The sequence below is a fragment of the Streptomyces sp. B93 genome (genome assembly GCF_018070565.1).
Lineage (GTDB): Bacteria > Actinomycetota > Actinomycetes > Streptomycetales > Streptomycetaceae > Streptomyces.
The window spans coordinates 36932-59639 of record NZ_JAGPXL010000042.1 but is presented as its reverse complement, the minus strand read 5'-3'; the positions used below and the strand labels follow the sequence as shown (position 1 = coordinate 59639).

Here is a 22708-nt window from a genome sequence, read left to right as displayed (position 1 = left end):
CGCGCGCCTTCCACCGCGGCCCCCGCGCCCCCCGCACCGGCCCCGGCACCCGCCCCTCAGCCCGCCGCCGCGCAGGGATTCGCGCCCCCACCGGGCGCCACTCCGCCCCCGGCGCCGCCCGTGTCCCCGGTGCACACCGCGCCGACCGTCGTCGCGCCGCTGACCCCGCCGAACGGCACGGTCCCGCCGCAGGGGTACGGCCAGCCGACACCCCCGCCCGGCTACGGCCAGCCGCCCCAGCCGCAGGCCCCATACGGCCAGCCGCCGCAGCCGCAGGCCCCCGCGCCGCCCCCCGGCTACGCCCAGCCCGCCGCCCCGCAGGCCCCCGCGCCGCCGCCACCCCCGGGCTACGGCCAGCCCACCCCGCCGCCCGGATACGGCCAGCAGCCCCCGCCCGGTCAGCCGCCGGCCCCGCAGGCCCCCTACGGCGCACCCCAGGGTGTTCCGCAGGGCTCGCCGCAGGCGCCCGGTGTCGCCGGGGCGCTCCAACAGTTCAAGGAGACGCCGACCGGGCAGCGCTGGACGCAGCAGAACAAGAAGCTGGTACGGGTGGACCTCGGCATCGGCGGTCAGCCCGTGCTGGCCCGGCAGGGCAGCATGGTGCTCTACCAGGGCAAGGTCGACTTCAGCTACAAGGGCGCCGGGTTCGCGGGCCGGATCGTGGGCAACGCCACCGGGCAGGAGATGCAGCTGATGCGCTGCACCGGCCAGGGCCAGGTGTTCCTCGCCGAGAACTCCACGATGCTGCACCCCATCGAACTCCAGGGCGACGGCATCTGCGTCTCCGCCGAGAACGTCCTCGCCTTCGACGAGAGCCTCACCTACGAGGTCCGCCGCATCGAGGGCCACGGCATCCCCGGCGGCGCCCTGTTCACGATGGTGTTCCAGGGCACCGGCACGATCGTCGTCAAGACGCACGGCACACCCGTGGTCCTGCCGGTGACGCCCACGACCTTCGCCGACAGCAACGCGGTGGTCGCCTGGTCGTCGGCCGCCCAGGTGATCGTCTCCAGCCAGGTGCGGATGCGCCGCAACGCCTACGCCGGTGACACGGGGGAGAGCGTGAACCTCCAGTTCCGGGCCGCGCCCGGCAACTTCGTCGTCGTACAGCCCTACGAGATCTAAGGGGAGCCCGTCATGAACCAGCCGCTCGCGGGCTACGCCCCCGCACCCGTCACCGCCCGCATGGAGAACCACGGCAACCACATGCTGAAGGTCGCCATGCAGACCGGGAACGACCTCCTCGCGCGCGTGGGCTCGATGGTCGCCTACGAAGGCTTCGTCCAGTACGAGCCCAACCCGCCCGCCGTCCGCCAGATCGCCAAGGACTGGATGACCGGCGAGGGCGCGCCGCTGATGAAGTGCTCCGGCGACGGACTGCTCTACCTCGCCGACTACGGCGCCAACGTCGTCGTGATCAACCTCAACGGCGACGGTATCTCCGTCAACGCCACCAACCTGCTCGCCTTCGACGCCCATCTGACGTGGGGCGTGGAGCGGGTCAAGGGGCTGGCGAAGTTCGCGGGCCAGGGCCTGTGGAACACGAAGATCTCCGGTCAGGGCTGGGTCGCGCTGACCTCCCGGGGCAAGCCGATCGTCGTCGACTGCGGCGGCGGCGAGGACGAGACCTACGTCGACCCGGACGCCCTCATCGCCTGGTCCCCGAACCTCAAGGTGAAGGGCAAGCGCAGCTTCAAGGCGCAGTCGCTGATCGGCCGGGGCAGCGGCGAGGCCTACCAGATGGCCTTCTCAGGCCAGGGCATCGTCGTCGTCCAGCCCAGCGAGGACAGCACCGACCGCCTCCGGTTCCGGGGCTGAGGGGGAGCACCACACCATGCAGAGTCCGCTTTTCGCCTACAACGACCAGCAGACCCAGGAACGCTGGGCGCTCCAGAACAAGCAGATGCTCCGCGTCCAGCTGGGCGGCCACGACGACATCCTCGCCCGCAAGGGGACCATGGTCGCCTACCAGGGGATGGTCGAGTTCGACGCCGAGTTCCAGGGCAACAGCGCCGCACGCGCGCGTGCGCACACCGGCGAGGGCCTGGACCTGATGCGCTGCCACGGGCAGGGCACGGTCTATCTGGCCAACCTCAAGCAGCACGTCCACCTGGTGGACGTGGACCACGAGGGGCTGACCGTCGACAGCAGCTATGTGCTCGCGATGGACTCCTCGCTGCACCACGAGGTCATCGCCGTCGACAGCATCTACGGCATCTCCGGCTCCGGGAAGTACCAGCTCAACATCACGGGCAACGGCAAGGTCGCGCTGATGACCTCCGGGGCGCCGCTGATGCTCCAGGTCACCCCGGACAAGTACGTCAACTGCGACGCCGACGCCATCGTCGCCTGGTCGACCGGGCTGCGGGTGCAGATGCAGGCCCAGACGCACTCGTCGGGGGTGTGGCGGCGCCGCGGCAGCACCGGGGAGGGCTGGGAGCTGAGCTTCATGGGCACGGGCTACGCGCTGGTGCAGCCCAGCGAGCTGCTGCCGCCGCAGGGCGCCCAGATCGGCTCGGGCATCGCCGCGCAGTACGGCATGGGCCAGCAGGGCGCCCGTGGACAGAACCAGGGCAACGTCTGGAGCTGACCGTCCGGAAGCAATCGGTAAGGGGTGGCCGCCATGGTGGCCACCCCTTACCCGTTCACAGTCGCGCGCGGGTCGCTTCCAGCAGTCGTACGACCGAGTCGTCCGCTACGGCCGCCACCTCGTCGTAGGCGAACCAGCGCAGGTCCAGCGACTCGTCGCTGATCGTCTCCAGGGCCCCGGGCGGGGCGATCGCGGCGTACTGCACGTCCAGGTGCCAGGCGCACGGGGTGTGGTGCCGGTCCAGGCGCACCGGGCCGCCCGGGAGCAGGCCCAGACCCGCGATGCCCGACTCCTCGGTCCCCTCGCGCAGGGCGGCGGCGGCCAGTGTGCCGTCGGACGGCTCGCAGTGGCCGCCCATCTGGAGCCACATGCGCAGCTTGCGGTGGAGGGTGAGCAGCACACGCCCGCGCGGCGGGTCGATCACCAGGGCGCTCGCCGTGATGTGCCCGTCCCCGCAGGACTTCCACAGGCCGTCCGGGTGCCCGGCGAGATGGTCCAGGTAGGTCTGACGCAGCTCGGGCTGGCCCTCGTACCCCTTCAGCACGAGGACCGCGTCGTCGTACAGGCTCACTCGCCGTCGTCGTCCTTGTCCTTCTCGGGGCCCTTCTTCAGGTCCGGCTTCCCGGGGGAGCCGCCCGCCGCCTCCCCGAGGATCTTGTCCAGCTCCGAGAAGTCGGCGTGCTCCCGGTGGACGAAGCCGTCCGGGTCGTCGAGGTCGGAGGCGGTCGGCAGCATGTCCGGGTGGGCCCACAGGCCGTCCCGGCCGTCCACGCCACGCGCGTCCGTGAGGGACGCCCACAGCCGGGAGGCGTCCCGCAGACGGCGCGGGCGCAGCTCCAGCCCGATCAGGGTGGCGAACGTCTGCTCGGCGGGGCCGCCGGAGGCGCGGCGGCGGCGCAGCGTCTCCCGCAGGGCGTCCGCGGACGACAGCCGCGGCTTGGCGGCGGCGTGCACCACCGCGTCCACCCAGCCCTCGACGAGCGCCAGAGCGGTCTCCAGACGCGCCAGGGCTGCCTTCTGCTCGGGCGTGTCCTCCGGCTGGAACATGCCCTGCTGGAGGGCGTCCTGCAACTGTTCGGGATTCTGCGGGTCGAACTGGCCGACCACGTCCTCCAGCTTGGCGGTGTCGACCTTGATCCCGCGCGCGTAGCCGTCGACCGCGCCGAACAGGTGCGAGCGCAGCCACGGCACATGGGCGAACAGGCGCTGGTGGGCGGCCTCGCGCAGGGCGAGGTACAGCCGCACCTCCTCCTTGGGGACGCCCAGGTCCCTGCCGAAGGTGTCGACGTTGACCGGCAGCAGCGCGGCCTTCCCGGCCGGGCCGAGCGGCAGGCCGATGTCGGTCGAGCCGACGACCTCGCCCGCGAGCACGCCCACGGCCTGCCCGATCTGCGTACCGAACATCGCCCCGCCCATCGAGCGCATCATGCCGATCAGCGGGCCCGCCATGGCCTGCATCTCCTCCGGCAGGACGTCACCCATGGCGCCGCCGACCCGCTCGGCGACCGGGTCGACCAGCTCCTTCCAGGCGGGCAGGGTGGCCTCGACCCACTCCGCGCGGCTCCAGGCCACCGCGGAGGCGGCACCGGAAGGCAGCGACGTCACGTCGTCGAGCCACAGGTCGGCCAGGCGGACGGCCTCCTGGACGGCGGTGCGCTCGGCGGGGCCGACGCTGGCGTCCTTGGTGCCGTCCGGGGAGCCCTGGGAGACCGTCTGGCGGGCGATCTGCTTGGCCATGTCCCAGTTCACCGGGCCGCCCTCGTAGGAGAGCATCTGGCCCAGCTGCTGGAACGCGGCGCCCAGGTCGGTGGGGTTCAGGGAACCGAACATGGCAGCGAGCGGGTTGTCCGCACCGGGGCCGCCAAAGCCCCCGGCGCCGGGCAGACCTCCGAAACCGAACGGGTTGGCCGGTCCCTGCCCACCACCGCTCTGCTGGTCCTTCTTCTTGCCCTCGTCGCCGTCGTCCGGCTCCTCCGGCGGAAGGCCGAATCCGAATGGGGTGTCACTCACGGGATTCCTCGGCTGGTAAGGCCACCGGTTCTTTCCGGCGGCGCGGCTGCCCGACAACACCCTCCAGCGTAGACACCGCGGGCGGTTCGGGCCTCGGTGCTTCGCCGACGCAAGGCCTGCGGCAGGATGGATGCCACCTGGTACGTACGCGTCACTCGCGCTCGTATGAAGACAACCGCTGGAGACGCCCGGTGAGTTCCCCAGATCCGCAGGTTCGCGCAGCGCGAAACCACTCAACCCCGTCCGCCCCGCGCGGGCCCGTCGTCGCGGTCACCGGTGCTGCGTCCGGGATCGGCGCCCTGCTCACCGAGCGGCTCGCCGCGTCGGAGGAGATCAAGCAGGTCATCGCCGTCGACGAGCGGCGCGGCGAGTGCGCGGCGGCGCAGTGGCACATCCTCGACGTCCGTGACCCGGCGATCGCGGAGAAGCTGCGCGGCGCGGACGTCGTCGTCCACCTGGCCGTCGACCTCGACCTGGAGACCGACGCCGCCGCCCGAACGGCCTACAACGTCCGGGGGACGCAGACCGTGCTGACCGCGGCCGCGGCGGCCGGTGTCCACCGGGCGGTGCTGTGCACCTCGGCGATGGTCTACGGCGCCCTGCCCGACAACGAGCTGCCGCTGTCCGAGGACGCCGAGCTGCGGGCCACCGCGGAGGCCACCGGGGTCGGCGACCTGCTGGAGATCGAACGGCTCGCGCGCCGGGCGCCCCGGGCGCACCCCGGGCTCAATGTCACCGTCGTGCGCCCCGCCATCCTCGTCGGCGGCACCGACACCGCGCTGACCAGGTACTTCGAGTCACCGCGGCTGCTGGTGGTGGCCGGGTCGCGGCCCGCCTGGCAGTTCTGCCATGTCGAGGACCTGTGCAGCGCCCTGGAGTACGCCGTCCTGGAGAAGGTCGACGGGGAGCTGGCCGTGGGCTGCGACGGGTGGCTGGAACAGGAGGAGGTCGAGGAGCTGAGCGGCATCCGGCGGATGGAGCTGCCGTCTGCCGTGGCGCTGGGCGCGGCGGCGCGGCTGCACCGGATCGGGCTCACGCCGTCCCCGGCCGGGGACCTGGCCTACACGATGTATCCCTGGGTGGTGAGCGGGAGCCGGCTGCACGACGCCGGGTGGCGGGCGCGGTGGACCAACGAGGAGGTGCTGGCCGAGTTGCTGGACGAGGTGTCCGGGCGGCACACGGTCGCCGGGCGGCGGCTGGGGCGGAAGGACGCGACGGCGGCGGGGGCGGCCGGGGCGACAGTGGCGTTGCTGGGGGCGGCGGCGGTGGTGCGGCGGGCGCGGAAGGCGCGGCGGCGGATCTGACACGGGGATCCCCCGTCGGCCCTGGGGGCTGCCACCCCCGGACCCCCGCTTCGGCCCTGAACGGGCCTTGTCCTCAAACGCCGGACGGGCTGAGACTCCCGTGCGCCGTCCGCCATGAGGCACGATGGGCTCATGGCAGACAAGAACGACCACCCCGGTGAGCAGGCCGCTCAGGAGCCCGTCAAGTTGATCGGTATCCGGGAGACCCCGCTCTCCCTGGACGAGGTCTTCAAGGCCGTCGGTGACGACGCCGCGGGTGGGACCGCGCTGTTCGTGGGGACCGTGCGCAACCACGACGGCGGGGCCGACGTCGACGAGCTGGGGTATTCATGTCACCCCACCGCCGAGGCCGAGATGCGGCGGATTGCCGAGAAGGTGGTCGCGGAGTACCCGGTGCGCGCCCTGGCCGCCGTGCACCGGATCGGGGACCTCGCGGTGGGTGATCTCGCGGTGGTCGTGGCCGTCTCCTGCCCGCACCGGGGGGAGGCCTTCGAGGCCTGCCGGAAGCTGATCGACGACCTCAAGCACGAGGTGCCGATCTGGAAGCACCAGAAGTTCTCCGACGGCACAGAGGAATGGGTCGGCGCGTAGCGCCGTCGTTGAGGGGTGGTGGTCGGGCGACGGGAGGGCGGGTGGGGGCCTGCTGACAATTCCGGTTGCGTAACCGGACCCCTGGCGTGAGCGTTGTGATGGCGGATGGTTAATCTGCTGATCAGTCAGTTGCGACGCGTTGGGGTTGGAGGTCGGCATGGGGGCGCTCGCCTGGTTGCTGATTCCGCTTGTGGCTGCGATTGGCGCGGGCCTGTGGGGCAGTTGGGCCAACCGGACCCGCAAGGCCCGTAGCGACGGTCCCGAGCTGGACGGGTACGCCCGTTTCCGTGCGGCCATGGAGAAGTCCCACTCGGGCGGCTGACCCCCCGAGGACGGGGAGTCCGGCGAGGTCACGGGGGTCGTCCCCGGACGGACGGCCCTGACGGTGCGCTGACAGAGCCGTCCCGTACTGTCGAGGCATGCCACGCCGCACCGCGACGATGCTCGCCTCCACCCTGATGCTGATCGCGCTCCTGTGCGCGGGAGTGCTCATCCCCGTGCCGTATTCGGAGATGTCCCCGGGGCCGACGGTGAACACCCTCGCCGAGCACGACGGCGAGCCGGTGCTGCAGATCGAGGGCCGCAAGACCTACCCGACGACGGGTCATCTGAACATGACCACGGTCCGGGTGACCAGCGCCGACTACAAGATGAACCTCGTGGAGGCGGTCTACGGCTGGCTGGCGCACGACAACAAGGTCGTCCCCCACGACACCCTCTACCCGGACGGCAAGACGGAGGAGGAGTCGACCCAGGAGAACGCCGAGGAGTTCAGCCAGTCCCAGGAGAGCGCCAAGGTCGCCGCCCTGAAGGAACTCGGCGTGTCGGTGAAGTCCTGGGTCGTCGTCTCCACGGTCGTCAAGGACTCCCCGGCGGAGGGCGTGCTGCACGCCGGGGACGTGATCAAGGCCGTCGACGGGACCGCGGTGAAGGAGCCCGCCGACGTCGCCGAGCTGGTGACGAAGCACGAGCCCGGTGAGGACGTGGTCTTCACGGTCGTGCCCGCCAAGGAGCAGGCCGCCGCCGAGAAGGAGAACCGGACGGCGACCGCCACCGAGGACGTCACCATCACCACCACGACGTCGGACGACAGCGGTGAGAAGCGGGCCATCGTCGGGATCTCCGCCGGAACCGACCACACCTTCCCGTTCAAGATCGACATCAAGCTCGCGGACGTCGGCGGGCCGAGCGCCGGACTGATGTTCGCCCTAGGCATCTACGACAAGCTCACCCCGGGCAGCCTCACGGGCGGCTCCTTCGTCGCGGGCACCGGCACCATCGACGACGACGGCAAGGTCGGCCCGATCGGCGGCGTGGAGATGAAGACGGTCGGCGCGCGCGACAAGGGCGCCGAGTACTTCCTGACGCCCGCCGACAACTGCGCCTCGGCCGCCAAGGACACCCCCGAAGGGCTGACGCTCGTCAAGGTGAAGACCATCGACGACGCCCTCGGCGCCCTGAAGGACATCCGCGAGGGCGACACCGCAGACCTGCCGAAGTGCGGTACCGGGGACTGACCCGCGCGACCGCCGCGGAGCAGCCCCCGCCGGTCAGTCCTCGAAGGTGGCCGCCAGGGCCTCGGCCAGGCCCGGCACCAGGTCGGAGCCGGTGAGCACCTCGGTCGGCGCATCCTTCTCCCGCAGCCGGAGGGCAGACTCGCGGGCCCCGTCGCGCAGCACCGCGACCGTCATCCGGACCTCCTGCCGCTCCGGGTGCCGGGCCACCCAGCTCGCCAGCTGGCCCTCGTCGAGATCCTTCGGAACCTGAGCCTCCGCGGACGGCGGGAGCATCAGCCGCTCCACCGTCAGCGCGCACCCGGCCACCGCGTCGGGCCAGGCGATCGTGCCGAGGAACTCGTCGAGCGCCCTGTCCGTTGGAATCTCGTCCTGCTCGATCGGGGTGAGACCGGCGGTCTCCTGTTCCTCCCCCAGGCCGAGCTGGGCCGCGAGGGAGGGTTCTTGGGTGCGCAGCCGAGCGGTGTCGACGAGGGCGAAGAGACGGGCGGGCTGGTCCCAGCCGAGGCCGGAGACGTACTCGTCGATCTCGAGTACGGCCCGGGTGAGCGGGCTCGCCGCCATGGGAGTGTTGGACATGGTCACAATCCTGCCTCGTTCCCTCCCGGAATCGGGAACTGAGTAAAGCGTAGGTAAGTTGCATAGGTGAGGCCCTACGATCACGGGGCCCGACGCACGGCCCGCGGACCCGGGGGCCTGACAGACCAACACAGCGATTTTCGAGGTGCCACCTTGGCTTTCCAGATGCCGGACCGCGGCGGAGGCCCGACGGGGCCACGGATCAGAGTCGGCCGCCCGTCCCGGCGAGCCCGGACCCTGCTCATGACACTGGGCGTGCTGGCCGTTCTCGGCATGGCGTTCACCATGTTCGCGGGCTTCTGGACGGACTGGCTCTGGTACCGGTCGGTGCATTATTCGTCCGTCTTCACCACGACCCTGTGGACCAAGATCGGACTGTTCTTCGTCTTCGGCCTGCTGATGGCCCTGGCGGTCGGCTTCAACATCTGGCTGGCCCACCGGCTGCGCCCGCCGCTGAGCGCGATGTCGATGGAGCAGCAGAACCTCGACCGCTACCGCATGGGCATCGCGCCCTACAAGAAGTGGCTGCTGTTCGGCATCACCGCCCTGGTCGGGCTGATCGCGGGCGCCTCCGCGTCCGGGCAGTGGCGGACCTGGCTGATGTGGGTCAACGGCGTCTCCTTCGGTGAGAAGGACCCCCAGTTCAACCTGGACGTCTCCTTCTACGCCTTCGACCTGCCCTGGTACCGGTTCCTGCTCGGCTTCGGCTTCGCCGCCGCGATCCTCTCCGTGATCGCCGCCGCGCTCACCCACTACCTGTACGGCGGGTTGCGCATCACCAGCCCGGGCGCCCGCGCGACGTCCGCGGCCACCGGGCACCTGTCGGTGCTCATCGGCATCTTCGTCGCGCTGAAGGCGGTCGCGTACTGGCTCGACCGCTACGGCCTCGCGGTGAAGTCCAGCGACTTCAAGGCGACGGACAACTGGACCGGTCTGCGGTACGTCGACGCCAACGCCTACCTCCCGGCGAAGACGATCCTGTTCTGCATCGCCGTCATCTGCGCGCTGTTGTTCTTCGCCACCATCTGGCGGCGCACCTGGCAGCTGCCCGTGATCGGCTTCGGCCTGATGGTGCTCTCGGCGATCCTGATCGGCGGGCTGTACCCGGCGATCGTGCAGAAGTTCCAGGTCCAGCCGAACGAGCAGGCCAAGGAAGCCCCGTACGTCGAGAAGAACCTCGCGGCGACGCGGCAGGCGTACGGCATCGACGGCACCAAGGTCTCGGACTACCCGGGCTCGAGCCAGACCGAGGACCGGACCCAGCTGCGGGACGACGTCGACCAGACGGCCAGCATCCGCATCCTGGACCCGAACATCGTCTCGCCGACGTTCCAGCAGCTCCAGCAGATCAGGAACTACTACGCGTTCCCGACCAACCTGGACGTGGACCGCTACCGGCAGGACGGTCAGGACCAGGACACGGTCATCGGTCTGCGTGAGATCAACCTCAACGGCATCCCGAAGAACAACTGGATCAACGACCACTTCCGCTACACCCACGGCTACGGCGTCGTCGCCGCCGAGGGAACCAGCGCCGACTCCGAGGGCCGCCCGAAGTTCACGGAGTCCGATCTGCCGTCCAAGGGTGAGCTGGGCAAGTACGAACAGCGCATCTACTACGGCGAGAAGACCAGCATGTACTCGATCGTCGGCGGTCCCCAGAAGGAGATCGACTACTCCGACGACAGCGGCGAGAAGACCTACAGCTACCAGGGCGACAGCGGGGTCAACCTCTCCAGCCCGGTGAACCGGGCCGCGTACGCGGTGGCGTTCAGCGAGCCGCAGATCCTCTACTCCGGAGCGATCGGCGAGGGTTCGCGGATCCTGTACAACCGCACGCCGAAGGACCGCGTCGAGGCGGTCGCCCCGTGGCTGACCATCGACGGTGACGCCTATCCGGCGGTGGTGGACGGCCGTATTCAGTGGATCGTCGACGCCTACACCACGACGAACGGCTACCCGTACTCCTCGCGGACGACCCTCGGGGACACGACGGCCGACTCGCTGACCGCGACCAACAACCAGCGCGCGGTGGTCGCCCAGCAGAACCAGGTCAACTACATCCGCAACTCCGTGAAGGCGACCGTCGACGCGTACACCGGCGAGGTCAAGCTCTACGAGTGGGACACCCAGGACCCCGTCCTGAAGACCTGGAAGAAGGCGTTCCCCGGCACGGTGGAGCCCAGGAGCGCGATCAGCGACGAGCTGATGGCCCATCTGCGGTATCCCCAGGACCTGTTCAAGGTGCAGCGCGAGCTGCTCACCCGCTACCACGTCAAGGACGCCACGACGTTCCTCAGCGGCAGCGAGGTGTGGCAGGTGCCGGACGACCCGACCAACAAGGCCAGCGAGTCGGTGCCGCCGTACTACCTCAGCATGCGGATGCCCGACCAGAAGGAACAGGCCTTCTCGCTGACGACGACGTTCACACCCAACGGGCGTGACAACCTCAGCGCGTTCATGGCGGTCGACGCGGAAGCGGGCACCGAGGGGTACGGCCAGATCAGAATTCTGAAACTGCCCACCAGTACGACCGTCTCCGGACCCAAACAGATCCAGTCCCAGTTCAACTCCGAACAGGACATCGCCGAGACGATCAGGCTGCTGAGAGGCGGTGACTCGGAGGTCGAGTACGGCAACCTGCTCGCCGTACCCCTCGACGGCGGACTGCTGTACGTGGAGCCGGTCTACGTCCGCGGTGGCGGGCTCAAGTACCCGCTGCTGCGCAAGGTGCTGGTGACCTACGGCGGTGCCACGGCCTTCGAGGACACGCTCGAGGAAGCCCTCAACAAGGTCTTCGGGCAGGAGGGCGCGACCCAGCCGACGCCACCGGACGAGGGCGAGGGCACGGGCGAGGACGACGGCGGTACGACCACACCACCGCCGACGGCCGAGAACCCGACCGTCCAGGAGGCCCTCGACGACGCTCAGAAGGCCTTCGAGGCGGGCCAGGAAGCCCTGAAGAAGGGTGACTGGGAGGCGTACGGCCGGGCCCAGCAGGACCTCCAGGACGCCCTGGAGCGGGCCGAGAAGGCGCAGTCGCAACCCGACAACACCGGAGGCGGCGGCGAGAACGCCAGTGAGGACAACGCCGGTGGGGAGAACAGTGGCGCCGAGAGCTGAGGCGCCGAGAGCGCAGTGAAGGGGCCGTCCCGCGCCGTGATACGGTTGTAGAACAACGGCGCGGGGTGGAGCAGCTCGGTAGCTCGCTGGGCTCATAACCCAGAGGTCGCAGGTTCAAATCCTGTCCCCGCTACTGGAACTAGGGCCCGGATCCTGATCAAGGATCCGGGCCCTAGTGCTGTGCGAACGCATGTGCCGGTGCGGGGGATCGCCGCGCCGCCGTGGGGAGTTGGGCGTTCTGTGTTTGACTTGTCTCTCTGTGGGCATGTCGACAAAACGCTGAAGTGACCTCACTGGCTGCGGTATACCAGGTGTACCCAGGTTGCAGGTGGTGCGACGATGGACGTTATGGGGGACAAGGCAACTCTGTTCGAGTCAGGGCGATTTGTGCAGTCGTCGGGGCGCTACGAGGTGCTGGACGCATCCCGGGACGAGGTACCGGGAACCTTGGAGAGCCCGGATGCTCCGGAGACCGCGGAGAATCCGGACGAGACGACCGATGCCGCCGAGCAGGCTGCCGAGGAACTGCGCCAGCGGCTCGCCGCCGAGGCCGGTGACGTCGAGGCGATGAGCGTGCTCGGGGCCATGCTGCTGCGCCGCGGTGACCTCGACGGAGCCGAGCCCCACCTGCGTGCCGCGACCGCCGCGGGTGACCGCGCCGCCGCCAACAACCTCGGAGTCCTGCTGCACCAGCGCGGATACCCGGACGAGGCCGCCGGATGGTGGCGGATCGCCGCCGTCGCCGGATCGGCCGCCGCCGCGCACGCGCTGGGCCGCCACCACCGTGAGCGCGGCGACGAGCCCGCCGCCGAGTACTGGCTGCGCCAGTCCGCCGAACAGGGACACGCCCTGGGCGCGTACGCGCTCGCCGACCTGCTCGACCACCGTGCCGACGCCGCGGCCGAGCGGTGGATGCGGGCCGCGGCCGAGCGGGGGCACCGGGAGGCGGCGTACCGGCTGGCGCGCGCGCTGGACCGGAGAGTGCTGCGCGGGGGAGCGGCCGGGGGCGACAGCGGTGTCGGAGAGGACGCCGGCGACGGTTCCGTGGCCGAGGCCGAGCAGTGGTACCGGCAGGCCGCCGCGCGCGGGCACCGACGGGCGGCGCTGCACCTCGGGGCGATCCTGGAGAAGCGGGGCGAGTTGAAGGAGGCCGGGCGCTGGTACCTGACGTCCGCCAAGGACGGCGAGCCGCGCGCCGCCTGCGCGCTCGGGTTCCTGCTGCGGGACGCCGGGGACACGGAGAACGCCGCCGTGTGGTGGCTGCGGGCCGCGCAGGAGGGCGACGGCAACGCGGCCAACGCGCTGGGCGCGCTGCACGCCGAGCGCGGGGAGACCCAGACCGCCGAGCGCTGGTACCGGGCCGCGATGGACGCCGGGGACGTCAACGGGGCGTACAACCTCGGGCTGCTCTGCGCCGAGCAGGGGCGCACCGCGCAGGCCGAGCAGTGGTACCGGCGGGCGGCGTACGCCGGGCACCGGGAGGCCGCGAACGCGCTGGCGATCCTGCTGCTCCAGGGCGGGGACGCGACCGGCGCCGAGCCGTGGTTCTCCAAGGCCGCGGAGGCGGGGAGCGTGGACGCCGCGTTCAACCTGGGGATTCTGTACGCCGGGCGGGGCGAGGAGAGCGACGCGCTGCGGTGGTACGAGCGTGCCGCGGCCGCCGGGCACACCGAGGCGGCGTTGCAGGTCGGCATGGCCCGGCTGCGGGACGGCGACGAGCAGGCGGCCGAGCGGCACCTGCGGTGCGCGGCCGGGGGTGGCAGCGCGGAGGCGGCGTACCGGCTGGCGGCGGTGCTGGACGCGCGGCGGCCCCGGACGTCGGGGCACGAACTCGGGGAGGCCGTGCACCAGAAGACCGAGTGCGAGGAGTGGTACGAGCGGGCGGCCTCCCAGGGGCACCGGCGGGCGCAGGTGCGGGTGGGGATGCTCGCCGCTGCGCGGGGCGATGTGGTGGAGGCGGCGCGGTGGTACCGGGCGGCGGCGGAGGCGGGGTCGCGGAATGGGGCGTTCAATCTCGGGCTGCTGCTGGCGCGGGAGGGGAGCGAGCCGGAGGCGGCGGTGTGGTGGACGCGGGCCGCTGACGCGGGGCACGGGCGGGCGGCGTTGCGGCTGGCGCTGGTGTACGCGCGGGGGGGGGAGTTGGTGGTGGGGCTGCGGTGGGCCGGGCGGGCGGTGGAGTTGGGGCCGGGGGAGGTGGCTGAGCGGGCGGCGCGGTTGCGGGATGCGTTGGGGGAGGAGCTGTCGGCGTGACGCTGCGGTGGCGCTGCGCTGGCGGGGCGGGTGCCCGGCGTCGGGGGTGCCGTGGGGGTGGGTCGCGCTGCCCGGCGCATACGGGGTGCCGCTGCGCCCACCCGTGCCGCCCTGCGGCACGACTGCCCGCAGTTATGCGGAGTCAGGCCTGCTGCCAGGGTGGGGGCCGCTCCTGTGGCATGACTGCCCGCAGTTATGCGGAGTCAGGCCTGCTGCCAGGGTGGGGGCCGCTCCTGTGGCATGACTGCCCGCAGTTATGCGGAGTCAGGCCCGCTGCCAGGGTGGGCGCCGCCCCGGTGGCACGACTGCCGGTGGCTATGGCGGCTCGGTGGCTGCCCGTAGCGCGGCGGCTTGGCGGCTGCCCGTGGCTGCCGCCCCGCTGCCAGGGCCTGGGTGGGAGGGGATTTGCTTCTTGGGGTGGGGGTGACGTAACGTTGCGTTTACCGACGCGGGGTGGAGCAGCTCGGTAGCTCGCTGGGCTCATAACCCAGAGGTCGCAGGTTCAAATCCTGTCCCCGCTACTGATGGCCTGGGGCCGGGATCCTGAGTACAGCTCAGGATCCCGGCCCCAGGTGTTTGTGGCTCAGAAGTCAGCCCCGGTGCCAGTCGGGCAGCCGGGGCTGTTGGCGTGGGTGTGGGTCAGGCCGACGCGCAGTTGGGGCAGACGCCGCGGTAGGTGACCTCGACGTCCGAGACCGTGAAGCCGAAGCGTTCCGAGGTCGGGAGGTCGGCCAGCGGGTTGCCGGTGGGGTGGACGTCCCGGATGGCGCCGCACTGGGCGCAGACCAGGTGGTGGTGCGGCCGGTGCGCGTTGGGGTCGTACCGCTTGGCGCGCTTGTCGGTGGTGACCTCGATCACCTCACCGAGGGTGACCAGCTCCCCGAGCGTGTTGTAGACGGTCGCCCGGGAGATCTCGGGCAGCTTGCTGACGGCCCGCGCGTGGACCTCGTCGGCCGTCAGATGGACGTGCTCGCCGTCGAGGACCTCGGCGACGACACGCCGCTGGGCGGTCATGCGCCATCCGCGTCCGCGCAGCCGTTCAAGAAGGTCACTCATGAAGCCCAGCCTAACAGCAGGGGGACCAGGTCCCGAATGGGTGTGAACTTGGAGCTTTACTTGACTTAGACATTGTCCATTGTAGGATCGAGACCGGCTTTAGCCAAGGGACAGGAACAGCAGGGAATGGCGCAGGAGGCCAACGTGACTCAGGGACCGCTTACCACGGAGGCCGGTGCACCGGTTGCCGACAACCAGAACAGCGAGACGGCGGGCGTCGGCGGCCCCGTGCTCGTCCAGGACCAGCTCCTGCTGGAGAAGCTGGCCCACTTCAACCGTGAGCGCATCCCGGAGCGCGTGGTGCACGCGCGGGGCGCGGGGGCCTACGGCACCTTCACCGTCACCGCCGACGTGACGCAGTACACCCGCGCGGCGTTCCTCTCCGAGGTCGGCAAGCAGACGGAGACGTTCCTGCGGTTCTCCACCGTGGCGGGCAACCTCGGTGCCCCCGACGCCGTGCGCGACCCGCGCGGCTGGGCGCTGAAGTTCTACACCGAGGAGGGCAACTACGACCTCGTCGGCAACAACACCCCGGTGTTCTTCATCAAGGACGCCATCAAGTTCCCGGACTTCATCCACACCCAGAAGCGCGACCCGTACACGGGCTCGACCGAGGCGGACAACGTCTGGGACTTCTGGAGCCTGAGCCCGGAGAGCACGCACCAGGTGACGTGGCTGTTCGGCGACCGGGGCATCCCCGCCTCGTACCGGCACATGAACGGCTACGGGTCGCACACCTACCAGTGGAACAACGAGGCCGGTGAGGTCTTCTGGGTGAAGTACCACTTCAAGACCGACCAGGGGATCAGGAACCTCACCCAGGCCGAGGCCAACCGGCTCGCCGGTGAGGACCCCGACTCCCACCAGCGCGACCTGCGTGAGGCGATCGAGCGCGGTGAGTTCCCGACCTGGACCGTGCAGGTCCAGATCATGCCGGCGGCGGACGCGGCAACGTACCGCTTCAACCCGTTCGACCTCACCAAGGTGTGGCCGCACGCGGACTACCCGCCGATCGAGATCGGCAAGCTGGAGCTGAACCGCAACCCGCGGAACGTCTTCGCCGAGGTCGAGCAGAGCATCTTCTCGCCCGCGCACTTCGTGCCGGGCATCGGCCCGTCGCCCGACAAGATGCTCCAGGGGCGGCTGTTCGCCTACGGCGACGCCCACCGCTACCGCGTCGGCATCAACGCCGACCACCTGCCGGTGAACCGTCCGCACGCCACCGAGACGCGCACGAACTCCCGTGACGGTTTTCTCTACGACGGCCGCCACGGCGCCGCGAAGAACTACGAGCCGAACAGCTTCGGCGGGCCGCAGCAGACCGGGCGTCCGCTGTGGCAGCCGTTCGACGGGTACACCGCCGGTACCGGCAACCACCCGGCTCCCGTGCACGCCGAGGACGACGACTTCGTCCAGGCGGGCGATCTGTACCGGCTGATGTCGGAGGAGGAGAAGGGGCGCCTGATCGACAACCTGGCGGGATTCATCTCCAAGGTCTCGCGCGAGGACATCATCGAGCGCGCGATCGGCAACTTCGCTCAGGCCGACGAGGACTTCGGCAAGCGGCTGGAGGCCGCGGTCCAGGCCCTGCGCGGCTGAACTCCAGCACTGGACCGCTTGTCGTAGACAGTGGGCCGGATCCCCTCGGGGGTCCGGCCCACTGGCATGTGCGGAGTACGGGGCTCAGGCGGGCACCTGCTGCCGGGCCGGGGCCCAGCAGCGGATGATGTCGCGGACCGAGACGATGCCGACGGGCTCGGCGCCGTCGAGGACGATCAGGTGGCGGAAGCCGCCGTGGGTCATGGCACTGGCCGCCTCCTCCAGGGTCCAGGCCGGGGCGGCGAAGACGACGTCCGTGGTGGTGTGGGCGTCGGCGGGTTCGGCGTCCGGGTCCTCGCCCAGGCCGACGGAGTTGAGGACGTCGCGTTCGGTGAGGATGCCGATGCCGCCGGCGTCGGGGTCGTGGACGACGGCCGCGCCGACGCCGCGGGCGGACATCAGCGCCGCGGCCTGGCGGAGGGTGTGGGTGGGGCCGATGGTGAGGACGACTGTGCTCATGGCGTCGCGGACAAGCATGGGTTGGAGCCACCTCCTGGGGGACGGGCCCCGCCGTTTGTTCATTTTTTCACAAATTCACAAGCGGGGGGATTCTCAGAGTGGCAGGCAAAGGAGGGGTCAACAAGGGGGCGTGGGCGCTCAGTAGCGTTCGCTGAGGTAGTCCAGCAGTTCGTCGTGGAGCAGGCCGTTGGAGGCGGCGGCGTCGCCGCTGTGCGGGCCGGGGCGGCCGTCGAGGCCGGTGAAGGTGCCGCCCGCCTCGGTGACGATGATCGCGTTGGCCGCCATGTCCCAGAGGGACAGCTCCGGTTCGGCGCACAGGTCGACCGAGCCCTCGGCGACCATCATGTACGGCCAGAAGTCGCCGTACGCGCGGGTGCGCCAGACCTCCCGGGTGAGGTCGAGGAAGCCGTTGAGGCGGCCGCGCTCCTCCCAGCCCGAGAGGGAGGAGTACGCGAAGGAGGCGTCGGAGAGCTTGGAGACTCCGGAGACGTGCAGGCGGGTGGCGGAGGACAGGCTGCGGCCGGTGTAGGCGCCGTGGCCCTTCGCGGCCCACCAGCGGCGGCCCAGGGCGGGGGCGGAGACGACGCCCACGACGGGCTGGTAGCCGCCCTCGCCCGCCTCCATCAGGGAGATGAGGGTGGCCCAGACGGGGACGCCGCGGACGTAGTTCTTGGTGCCGTCGATGGGGTCGATGACCCAGCGGCGGGGGCCGGTGCCCTCGACGCCGTACTCCTCGCCGAGGATCGCGTCGCGGGGGCGGGCACGCTGGAGCTGGCCGCGGATGAGTTCCTCGGCGGACCTGTCCGCCTCGCTGACCGGAGTCATGTCCGGCTTGGTCTCCACCTTGAGGTCGAGGGCCTTGAACCGGGAGGTCGTCGCGGCGTCGGCGGCGTCTGCGAGGACGTGGGCGAGGCGGAGGTCATCGAGGTAGTCGGGCATGTGGGAACGGTATACGGCGGGGATGGGGTGGGGCCATGGGGGGCGGCGGGGGGTGACTGTGCTTCACGGGGTGCCCGGGGTGGGGGTTGCTGTGGGGGTGGGTCGCGCTGCCCGGCGCTTGCCGGGTGCCGCTGCGCCCACCCGTGCCGCCCCAGCGGCACGACTGCCCGCAGCTATGCCCGGGGGGTGCGGCTGTCCAGCTATGCCAGTGGTGCGGCTGTCCGCAGTCGCGGCGGCTACCGCAGAGGGCGGAGGCTGGCCCCCGCGGCGGCGCGAGAGGCCTTGACAGGGGGCATGGGGGCGTCAAATCTGGGCGGAGGGTTGGGCGCCCTGAGGGAGGCGATGATGCCTGCTGCGCGGGAGTCTCTGCTGGATGCCGCTTATACGGCGTTGGCCCGGCGGCCTTGGTCCGCGGTGCGGATGGTGGATGTGGCCGCCGCGGCCGGGGTGTCCCGGCAGACGCTGTACAACGAGTTCGGCAGCAAGGAAGGGCTCGCGCGGGCGCTGGTGCGCCGCGAGGCGGACGGGTATCTCGCCGGGGTCGAGCGGGCGCTCGGCACGCACCGTGACGCGCGGGAGCGGCTGACCGCGACGGCCGAGTGGACGACCGCCGCCGCCCGCGACAACGCCCTGGTGCGGGCGATGCTCACCGGCTGCTGGGGCGAGCGGCTGCCCGCGCCGGCGCCGTCGTCGGTGCCGTCCTCCTCGTCCGTGCCCGCGCAGCGCCGCGCGGACGGGCCGTTGCCCACGCCGGGGGACTTCGTCGCGATGGTGCGGGACCGGGCCGTCGCCGTGCTGTCCGGGGATGCCGAGGACGGCGGCGGGGAACTCGCGCGGTCCTGTGAACTCGCCGTGCGGCTCGCGCTCTCCTGTGTCGCCGCGCCGCCGGAGGACGGCGAGGTCGGCGAGCTGGTGCGCGGTGCGCTCAGTGCGCCGAGCCGGACAACTGCAAGCCGATGACCCCGATGATGACCAGGCTGATCGAGACGATCTTCAGCGTGGAGACGATGTCACCGAGGAAGACCATCCCGTAGATCGCCGTGCCCGCCGCGCCGATGCCAGTCCACACCGCGTACGCCGGGCCCACGTCGAGCTTCCTCAGGGAGAGGGTGAGGAGGCCGAAGCTGCCCAGGGCGAAGGCGGCGAACGCGATCGTCGGCCAGAGCCGGGTGAAGCCGTGCGACAGCTTCAGACAGACGGCGAAACCGGTTTCGAGCAACCCGGCCACGATGACCAGCAGCCACGCCATGGCTTGTCCTCCCCGTACGTCCACATGTCATGTGACTGCTTGACTTGAGCCCGCTCGACTTCTGACTGCTTGCCAGTTCTTGACTCGGCTTGGTTTCGGCTTTGCGATTATGCCCTTACCTGCCCCGCCCGCCGACAAACACCGCGGAAGTCAGTCGCCCTCCTTCGCCTCCCGCGCCGACAGCAGCCGCCGCAGCGAGTACAGGCGGGCCGGGTCGGCGTGGCCCTCGGCGACCCAGTCGTCCAGCGCGCAGTCCGGCTCGTCGTGGCTGCACGCGCGAGGGCAGCCCTCGGTGCCCGGCTCCAGGTCGGGGAAGGCGTGGATCACCCGGGACGGGTCGATGTGCGCCAGGCCGAACGACCGTACGCCCGGGGTGTCGATCACCCAGCCCGCCGAGTCGCTGAGCGGGAGCGCGAGCGCGGAGGTGGTGGTGTGACGCCCGCGGCCGGTCACCGCGTTGACATGCCCGGTCGAACGGCGGCGCTCCTCCGGGACCAGCGCGTTGACCAGGGTCGTCTTGCCGACGCCGGAGTGGCCGACGAACGCCGTGACCTTGCCGTCCAGCTCGGCGTGCACCCGCTCGGCCGCGCCGCCGTTCTCCAGCTCCTCGCGGCTGGTGACGACGTAGGGGATGTCGAGGTCGCCGTACAGCTCCAGGAGTGTGTCGGGCGGGGCCAGGTCCGACTTGGTCAGCACCAGCAGGGGCGACAGGCCGCCGTCGTACGCCGCGACCAGGCAGCGGTCGATCAGGCGGGGGCGGGGCTCCGGGTCGGCGAGGGCGGTCACGATGGCGAGCTGGTCGGCGTTGGCGACGACCACCCGCTCGTAGGGGTCGTCGTCGTCCGCGGTGCGGCGCAGCACCGAGCTGCGGTCGGCGATGCGGACGATACGGGCCAGGGTGTCCTTCTTGCCCGACAGATCACCGACCAGGGCGACCCGGTCGCCCACCACGGCGGCCTTGCGGCCCAGTTCGCGGGCCTTCATGGCGAGGACGACCCGGTCCTCGACGAGGCAGGTCAGACGGCCCCGGTCGACGGTGAGGACCATGCCCTCGGCGGCGTCCTCGTGCTTCGGGCGGATGTTCGTCCGCGGACGGGTGTTCCTGCGGCCGGGGCGGCTGCGGATGTCGTCCTCGTCGGTGTGCTTGCCGTAGCGGCGCATGACTGGTCCCCGCGTCCTACGCCGCCCCGAGCATCCCGGTCCACAGGTCGGGGAAGTCGGGCAGTGTCTTGGCGGTGGTCGCCACGTTCTCGATCCGTACGCCCTCCACCGCCAGGCCGATGATCGCGCCGGCGGTCGCCATGCGGTGGTCCTCGTAGGTGTGGAAGACGCCGCCGTGCAGGGGGCGTGGGCGGATGTGCAGACCGTCGGCGGTCTCGGTGACGTCGCCGCCGAGTTCGTTGATCTCCTTGGTGAGGGCCGCCAGGCGGTCCGTCTCGTGCAGCCGGAGGTGGGCCACCCCGCGCAGGGTGGACGGGGAGTCGGCGAGGGCGGCGACGGCGGCGATGCCGGGCGTCAGTTCGCCGACGTCGCCGAGGTCGACGTCGATGCCGTGGACGGCACCCGATCCGGTGAACTCCAGGCCGTAGTCGGTCAGTTCACAGGAACCGCCCATTTCGGTGAAGATCTCGCGGAGCCGGTCGCCGGGCTGGGTGGTGCGCGCGGGCCAGTCCGGGATGAGGACCTTGCCGCCGGTCACCAGGGCGGCGGCGAGGAACGGCTGTGCGTTGGACAGGTCCGGCTCGATGGTCAGGTCACGGCCGAGCAGCGCGCCCGGGGTGACCCGCCAGACGTTGGGCTCGCCCCCGGACTCGGGGGTGTCCACCTGGGCGCCGACCGCGCGCAGCATGTCGACCGTCATCCGGATGTGCGGCATGGAGGGGAGCGTGGAGCCGATGTGGCGGACCTCCACGCCCTGGTTGAAGCGCGGGCCGGAGAGCAGCAGCGCCGACACGAACTGCGAGGACGACGAGGCGTCGATCTCCACCGGGCCGCCGTCCAGCGCGCCCGCCCCGTGCACCGTCAGCGGCAGCGTGCCGCGGCCGTCGTCGTCGATGCGGGCGCCGAGCACGCGCAGCGCGTCGATCACACCGTTCAGCGGGCGCTCGTACGACCTCGGGTCGCCGTCGAAGCGGACGGGGCCGTCGGCCAGCGCGGCGACCGGCGGCAGGAAGCGCATCACCGTGCCCGCGTTGCCGACGTCGACCGTGGCCGGGCCGTGCAGATCGGTGGGGAGCACCCGCCAGGCCTCGCCGGTGACGCGCTCGCCCGAGACGGAGGAGGCGGAGGACACCGTCTCCTCGATGCCGACGCCCATGGCCCGCAGGGCGCCCGCCATCAGCAGGGTGTCACGGGAGCGCAGCGGGCGGCGCAGCCAGCCGGGCTCGGAGGCCAGGGCGGCCAGCACCAGGGCCCGGTTGGTGACCGACTTGGACCCGGGCACGTGGACCGTCGCGTCGACGGCTCCGCTCGCGTGCGGGGCGGGCCAGAGGGCGGTGGGTGCGGGGTGAACGGTCATGCGCCCCACTTTAGTGGGGGTTCGGCGTGCCGGGTTCGGCCGGGAACGGTGCCCGCCGCCCGACGGCGGGCGTGTTGTGGCTGGTCGCACCCGCGCACGGGGCGCCGTGACGCACGGCGCCCCGTGCCCCCCTTCGGGGCCCCGCGTTCACGCTTCGCACGGGTGCCTCACAGCCCCAGCAGCCACCGCCCCCCACCCATCAGCGAGCACAGCGACACCGCGTGGAACAGGAACAGCCACAGACCCGCGGGCGTGTGGGTGAGACGGGACAGCTGGTCCGCGTCCGAGTCGCCCGCGCCCCCGCGGCGGCGCTTGGCCTGGAGCTCGAAGGCCGGGCGGACCCCGCCGAGCAGCAGGAACCACACCACCGCGTACGCGAACGCGGCCTGCACCTGCGGCCCGGTCAGCCAGGACACCAGCAGGAACGTGCCGCCGGTGACGACCACGGTGAGCGCGCCGTAGGCGTTGCGGATCATCACCAGCATCGCCAGCAGCAGCGCCGTGGCCAGCCACAGCAGCAGCGTGATCCTCCCCGCGCCGAGCAGCGCGGCCCCGCCCAGGCCGAGCAGCGGCGGCGCGGTGTAGCCGGAGGCGGCCGTGAGGATCATGCCGAGGCCGTACGGCTTGCCCCGGCTGAGGGTGAGGCCGCTGGTGTCGGAGTGCAGCCGTATGCCGGTCAGGGTGCGGCCCGTGAGCAGGGCGACCAGGCCGTGGCCGCCCTCGTGGGCGATGGTGATGGCATTGCGCGAGACGCGCCACACCCCGTGCGGGACGATCACGGCGAGCGCCGCGGCCAGCGTGGCGATCACCACCCACAGGTCGGGGTCGGGCTGGATGCCGGTCAGTTCGTCCCAGAGAGAGGTGGCTGTCGTGCTGTTCATGTGTCCGGGGCGCTCCCTCTGGTCGGGCGGAGTCTGGCAGTGTGGC

The 22708-nt window shown here is 71.3% G+C and carries 21 protein-coding genes and 2 tRNA genes; 13 read left to right on the top strand and 10 right to left on the bottom strand.

The genetic code is table 11. The features are described 5' to 3' along the window. The 3 genes from KBY47_RS29200 to KBY47_RS29190 all read left to right on the top strand — a co-directional run. Positions 1-1125 (top strand): AIM24 family protein (locus KBY47_RS29200; protein ID WP_210926216.1); only part of this gene is annotated, 1125 nt, incomplete at its 5' end. A 12-nt stretch (positions 1126-1137) separates the two neighbouring features. Further along, positions 1138-1818, top strand: a complete 681-nt coding sequence (locus tag KBY47_RS29195; RefSeq protein ID WP_210926214.1) for an AIM24 family protein — start codon at positions 1138-1140, stop codon at positions 1816-1818. Between the two features lie 16 nt (positions 1819-1834). Next, a complete protein-coding gene (locus KBY47_RS29190; RefSeq protein ID WP_210926211.1) occupies positions 1835-2590 on the top strand; it encodes an AIM24 family protein in 756 nt (251 codons plus the stop codon). A 55-nt stretch (positions 2591-2645) separates the two neighbouring features. Here KBY47_RS29190 and KBY47_RS29185 read toward each other — a convergent pair whose 3' ends face one another. Both KBY47_RS29185 and KBY47_RS29180 read right to left on the bottom strand, forming a co-directional pair. Then, complete coding sequence (locus KBY47_RS29185; RefSeq protein ID WP_210926209.1) at positions 2646-3161, bottom strand: NUDIX hydrolase; 516 nt, start codon at positions 3159-3161, stop codon at positions 2646-2648. Further along, positions 3158-4600, bottom strand: coding sequence for a zinc-dependent metalloprotease (locus KBY47_RS29180; protein WP_210926207.1), 1443 nt, complete (start codon positions 4598-4600; stop codon positions 3158-3160). Before KBY47_RS29180 ends, KBY47_RS29185 begins: the two co-directional genes overlap by 4 nt. A gap of 191 nt (positions 4601-4791) precedes the next feature. On the opposite strand from KBY47_RS29180, the gene KBY47_RS29175 reads away from it, so the two are divergent. The 4 genes from KBY47_RS29175 (at position 4792) to KBY47_RS29165 (ending at position 8012) form a co-directional block, all read left to right on the top strand. After that, positions 4792-5904, top strand: coding sequence for an SDR family oxidoreductase (locus KBY47_RS29175; protein ID WP_210926205.1), 1113 nt, complete (start codon positions 4792-4794; stop codon positions 5902-5904). A gap of 132 nt (positions 5905-6036) precedes the next feature. Next, a complete protein-coding gene (locus tag KBY47_RS29170; protein WP_210926203.1) occupies positions 6037-6495 on the top strand; it encodes a molybdenum cofactor biosynthesis protein MoaE in 459 nt (152 codons plus the stop codon). Positions 6496-6685: 190 nt separating this feature from the next. Next, on the top strand, positions 6686-6817 hold the full coding sequence (locus tag KBY47_RS37095; RefSeq protein ID WP_282108454.1) for a hypothetical protein: 132 nt from the start codon (positions 6686-6688) through the stop codon (positions 6815-6817). Between the two features lie 97 nt (positions 6818-6914). Continuing rightward, positions 6915-8012, top strand: a complete 1098-nt coding sequence (locus KBY47_RS29165) for a PDZ domain-containing protein (protein WP_210926201.1) — start codon at positions 6915-6917, stop codon at positions 8010-8012. A 33-nt stretch (positions 8013-8045) separates the two neighbouring features. Here the strand turns inward: KBY47_RS29165 and KBY47_RS29160 are convergent, their stop codons facing one another. Continuing rightward, positions 8046-8588: a PPA1309 family protein gene (locus tag KBY47_RS29160; RefSeq protein WP_210926199.1), complete on the bottom strand. Its 543-nt coding sequence runs from the start codon at positions 8586-8588 to the stop codon at positions 8046-8048. A gap of 165 nt (positions 8589-8753) precedes the next feature. Here KBY47_RS29160 and KBY47_RS29155 point away from each other — a divergent pair, with 165 nt between their 5' ends. The 4 genes from KBY47_RS29155 to KBY47_RS29140 all read left to right on the top strand — a co-directional run bounded on the left by KBY47_RS29155 (position 8754) and on the right by KBY47_RS29140 (position 14482). After that, complete coding sequence (locus tag KBY47_RS29155) at positions 8754-11711, top strand: UPF0182 family protein (protein WP_210926234.1); 2958 nt, start codon at positions 8754-8756, stop codon at positions 11709-11711. 59 nt (positions 11712-11770) lie between these two features. Beyond that, positions 11771-11844, top strand: a tRNA-Met gene (locus KBY47_RS29150). 206 nt (positions 11845-12050) lie between these two features. Continuing rightward, complete coding sequence (locus KBY47_RS29145) at positions 12051-13961, top strand: tetratricopeptide repeat protein (protein WP_210926196.1); 1911 nt, start codon at positions 12051-12053, stop codon at positions 13959-13961. Between the two features lie 447 nt (positions 13962-14408). After that, a tRNA-Met gene (locus KBY47_RS29140) sits at positions 14409-14482 on the top strand. 118 nt (positions 14483-14600) lie between these two features. On the opposite strand, the gene KBY47_RS29135 is transcribed toward KBY47_RS29140, so the two are convergent. Beyond that, positions 14601-15017, bottom strand: coding sequence for a Fur family transcriptional regulator (locus tag KBY47_RS29135; RefSeq protein ID WP_210926194.1), 417 nt, complete (start codon positions 15015-15017; stop codon positions 14601-14603). 126 nt (positions 15018-15143) lie between these two features. On the opposite strand from KBY47_RS29135, the gene KBY47_RS29130 reads away from it, so the two are divergent. Next, positions 15144-16616 carry a catalase gene (locus tag KBY47_RS29130; RefSeq protein ID WP_210926192.1) on the top strand — a complete coding sequence of 491 codons (1473 nt, stop codon included), beginning with the start codon at positions 15144-15146 and terminating at the stop codon, positions 16614-16616. An 84-nt stretch (positions 16617-16700) separates the two neighbouring features. On the opposite strand, the gene KBY47_RS29125 is transcribed toward KBY47_RS29130, so the two are convergent. Together KBY47_RS29125 and hisN are read right to left on the bottom strand one after the other, a co-directional pair. Continuing rightward, on the bottom strand, positions 16701-17093 hold the full coding sequence (locus KBY47_RS29125; protein WP_210926190.1) for a cyclic nucleotide-binding/CBS domain-containing protein: 393 nt from the start codon (positions 17091-17093) through the stop codon (positions 16701-16703). Positions 17094-17213: 120 nt separating this feature from the next. Continuing rightward, positions 17214-18014 (bottom strand): histidinol-phosphatase, encoded by an 801-nt coding sequence (gene hisN, locus KBY47_RS29120; protein ID WP_210926188.1) that lies wholly within the window; start codon positions 18012-18014, stop codon positions 17214-17216. Between the two features lie 342 nt (positions 18015-18356). Here hisN and KBY47_RS29115 point away from each other — a divergent pair, with 342 nt between their 5' ends. Then, entirely contained in the window at positions 18357-18974 is a 618-nt protein-coding gene (locus KBY47_RS29115) for a TetR/AcrR family transcriptional regulator (RefSeq protein ID WP_210926186.1), read from the top strand. On the opposite strand, the gene KBY47_RS29110 is transcribed toward KBY47_RS29115, so the two are convergent. The 4 genes from KBY47_RS29110 to KBY47_RS29095 all read right to left on the bottom strand — a co-directional run bounded on the left by KBY47_RS29110 (position 18940) and on the right by KBY47_RS29095 (position 22662). Next, a complete protein-coding gene (locus KBY47_RS29110) occupies positions 18940-19263 on the bottom strand; it encodes a multidrug efflux SMR transporter (RefSeq protein ID WP_210926184.1) in 324 nt (107 codons plus the stop codon). The two genes, KBY47_RS29115 and KBY47_RS29110, sit on opposite strands and share 35 nt — an antisense overlap. Before the next feature lie 150 nt (positions 19264-19413). After that, on the bottom strand, positions 19414-20424 hold the full coding sequence (rsgA, locus tag KBY47_RS29105; RefSeq protein WP_210926181.1) for a ribosome small subunit-dependent GTPase A: 1011 nt from the start codon (positions 20422-20424) through the stop codon (positions 19414-19416). A 16-nt stretch (positions 20425-20440) separates the two neighbouring features. After that, the gene (gene aroA, locus KBY47_RS29100; RefSeq protein ID WP_210926179.1) at positions 20441-21781 is read right to left on the bottom strand and encodes a 3-phosphoshikimate 1-carboxyvinyltransferase; all 1341 of its coding nucleotides are present in this window, start codon (positions 21779-21781) and stop codon (positions 20441-20443) included. Between the two features lie 167 nt (positions 21782-21948). Continuing rightward, the gene (locus KBY47_RS29095) at positions 21949-22662 is read right to left on the bottom strand and encodes a M50 family metallopeptidase (protein ID WP_210926177.1); all 714 of its coding nucleotides are present in this window, start codon (positions 22660-22662) and stop codon (positions 21949-21951) included. Positions 22663-22708: the final 46 nt, after the last annotated feature.

Excerpts from the sequence above, each read along its gene's own strand:
- KBY47_RS29195 (WP_210926214.1), top strand. The coding sequence starts at position 1,138 with ATGAACCAGCCGCTCGCGGGCTACGCCCCCGCACCCGTCACCGCCCGC.
- KBY47_RS29190 (WP_210926211.1), top strand. The coding sequence starts at position 1,835 with ATGCAGAGTCCGCTTTTCGCCTACAACGACCAGCAGACCCAGGAACGC.
- KBY47_RS29170 (WP_210926203.1), top strand. The coding sequence starts at position 6,037 with ATGGCAGACAAGAACGACCACCCCGGTGAGCAGGCCGCTCAGGAGCCC.
- KBY47_RS29165 (WP_210926201.1), top strand. The coding sequence starts at position 6,915 with ATGCCACGCCGCACCGCGACGATGCTCGCCTCCACCCTGATGCTGATC.
- KBY47_RS29160 (WP_210926199.1), bottom strand. The coding sequence starts at position 8,588 with ATGTCCAACACTCCCATGGCGGCGAGCCCGCTCACCCGGGCCGTACTC.
- KBY47_RS29155 (WP_210926234.1), top strand. The coding sequence starts at position 8,754 with ATGCCGGACCGCGGCGGAGGCCCGACGGGGCCACGGATCAGAGTCGGC.
- KBY47_RS29145 (WP_210926196.1), top strand. The coding sequence starts at position 12,051 with ATGGACGTTATGGGGGACAAGGCAACTCTGTTCGAGTCAGGGCGATTT.
- KBY47_RS29135 (WP_210926194.1), bottom strand. The coding sequence starts at position 15,017 with ATGAGTGACCTTCTTGAACGGCTGCGCGGACGCGGATGGCGCATGACC.
- KBY47_RS29130 (WP_210926192.1), top strand. The coding sequence starts at position 15,144 with ATGGCGCAGGAGGCCAACGTGACTCAGGGACCGCTTACCACGGAGGCC.
- KBY47_RS29125 (WP_210926190.1), bottom strand. The coding sequence starts at position 17,093 with ATGCTTGTCCGCGACGCCATGAGCACAGTCGTCCTCACCATCGGCCCC.
- hisN (WP_210926188.1), bottom strand. The coding sequence starts at position 18,014 with ATGCCCGACTACCTCGATGACCTCCGCCTCGCCCACGTCCTCGCAGAC.
- KBY47_RS29115 (WP_210926186.1), top strand. The coding sequence starts at position 18,357 with ATGATGCCTGCTGCGCGGGAGTCTCTGCTGGATGCCGCTTATACGGCG.
- KBY47_RS29110 (WP_210926184.1), bottom strand. The coding sequence starts at position 19,263 with ATGGCGTGGCTGCTGGTCATCGTGGCCGGGTTGCTCGAAACCGGTTTC.
- rsgA (WP_210926181.1), bottom strand. The coding sequence starts at position 20,424 with ATGCGCCGCTACGGCAAGCACACCGACGAGGACGACATCCGCAGCCGC.
- aroA (WP_210926179.1), bottom strand. The coding sequence starts at position 21,781 with ATGACCGTTCACCCCGCACCCACCGCCCTCTGGCCCGCCCCGCACGCG.
- KBY47_RS29095 (WP_210926177.1), bottom strand. The coding sequence starts at position 22,662 with ATGAACAGCACGACAGCCACCTCTCTCTGGGACGAACTGACCGGCATC.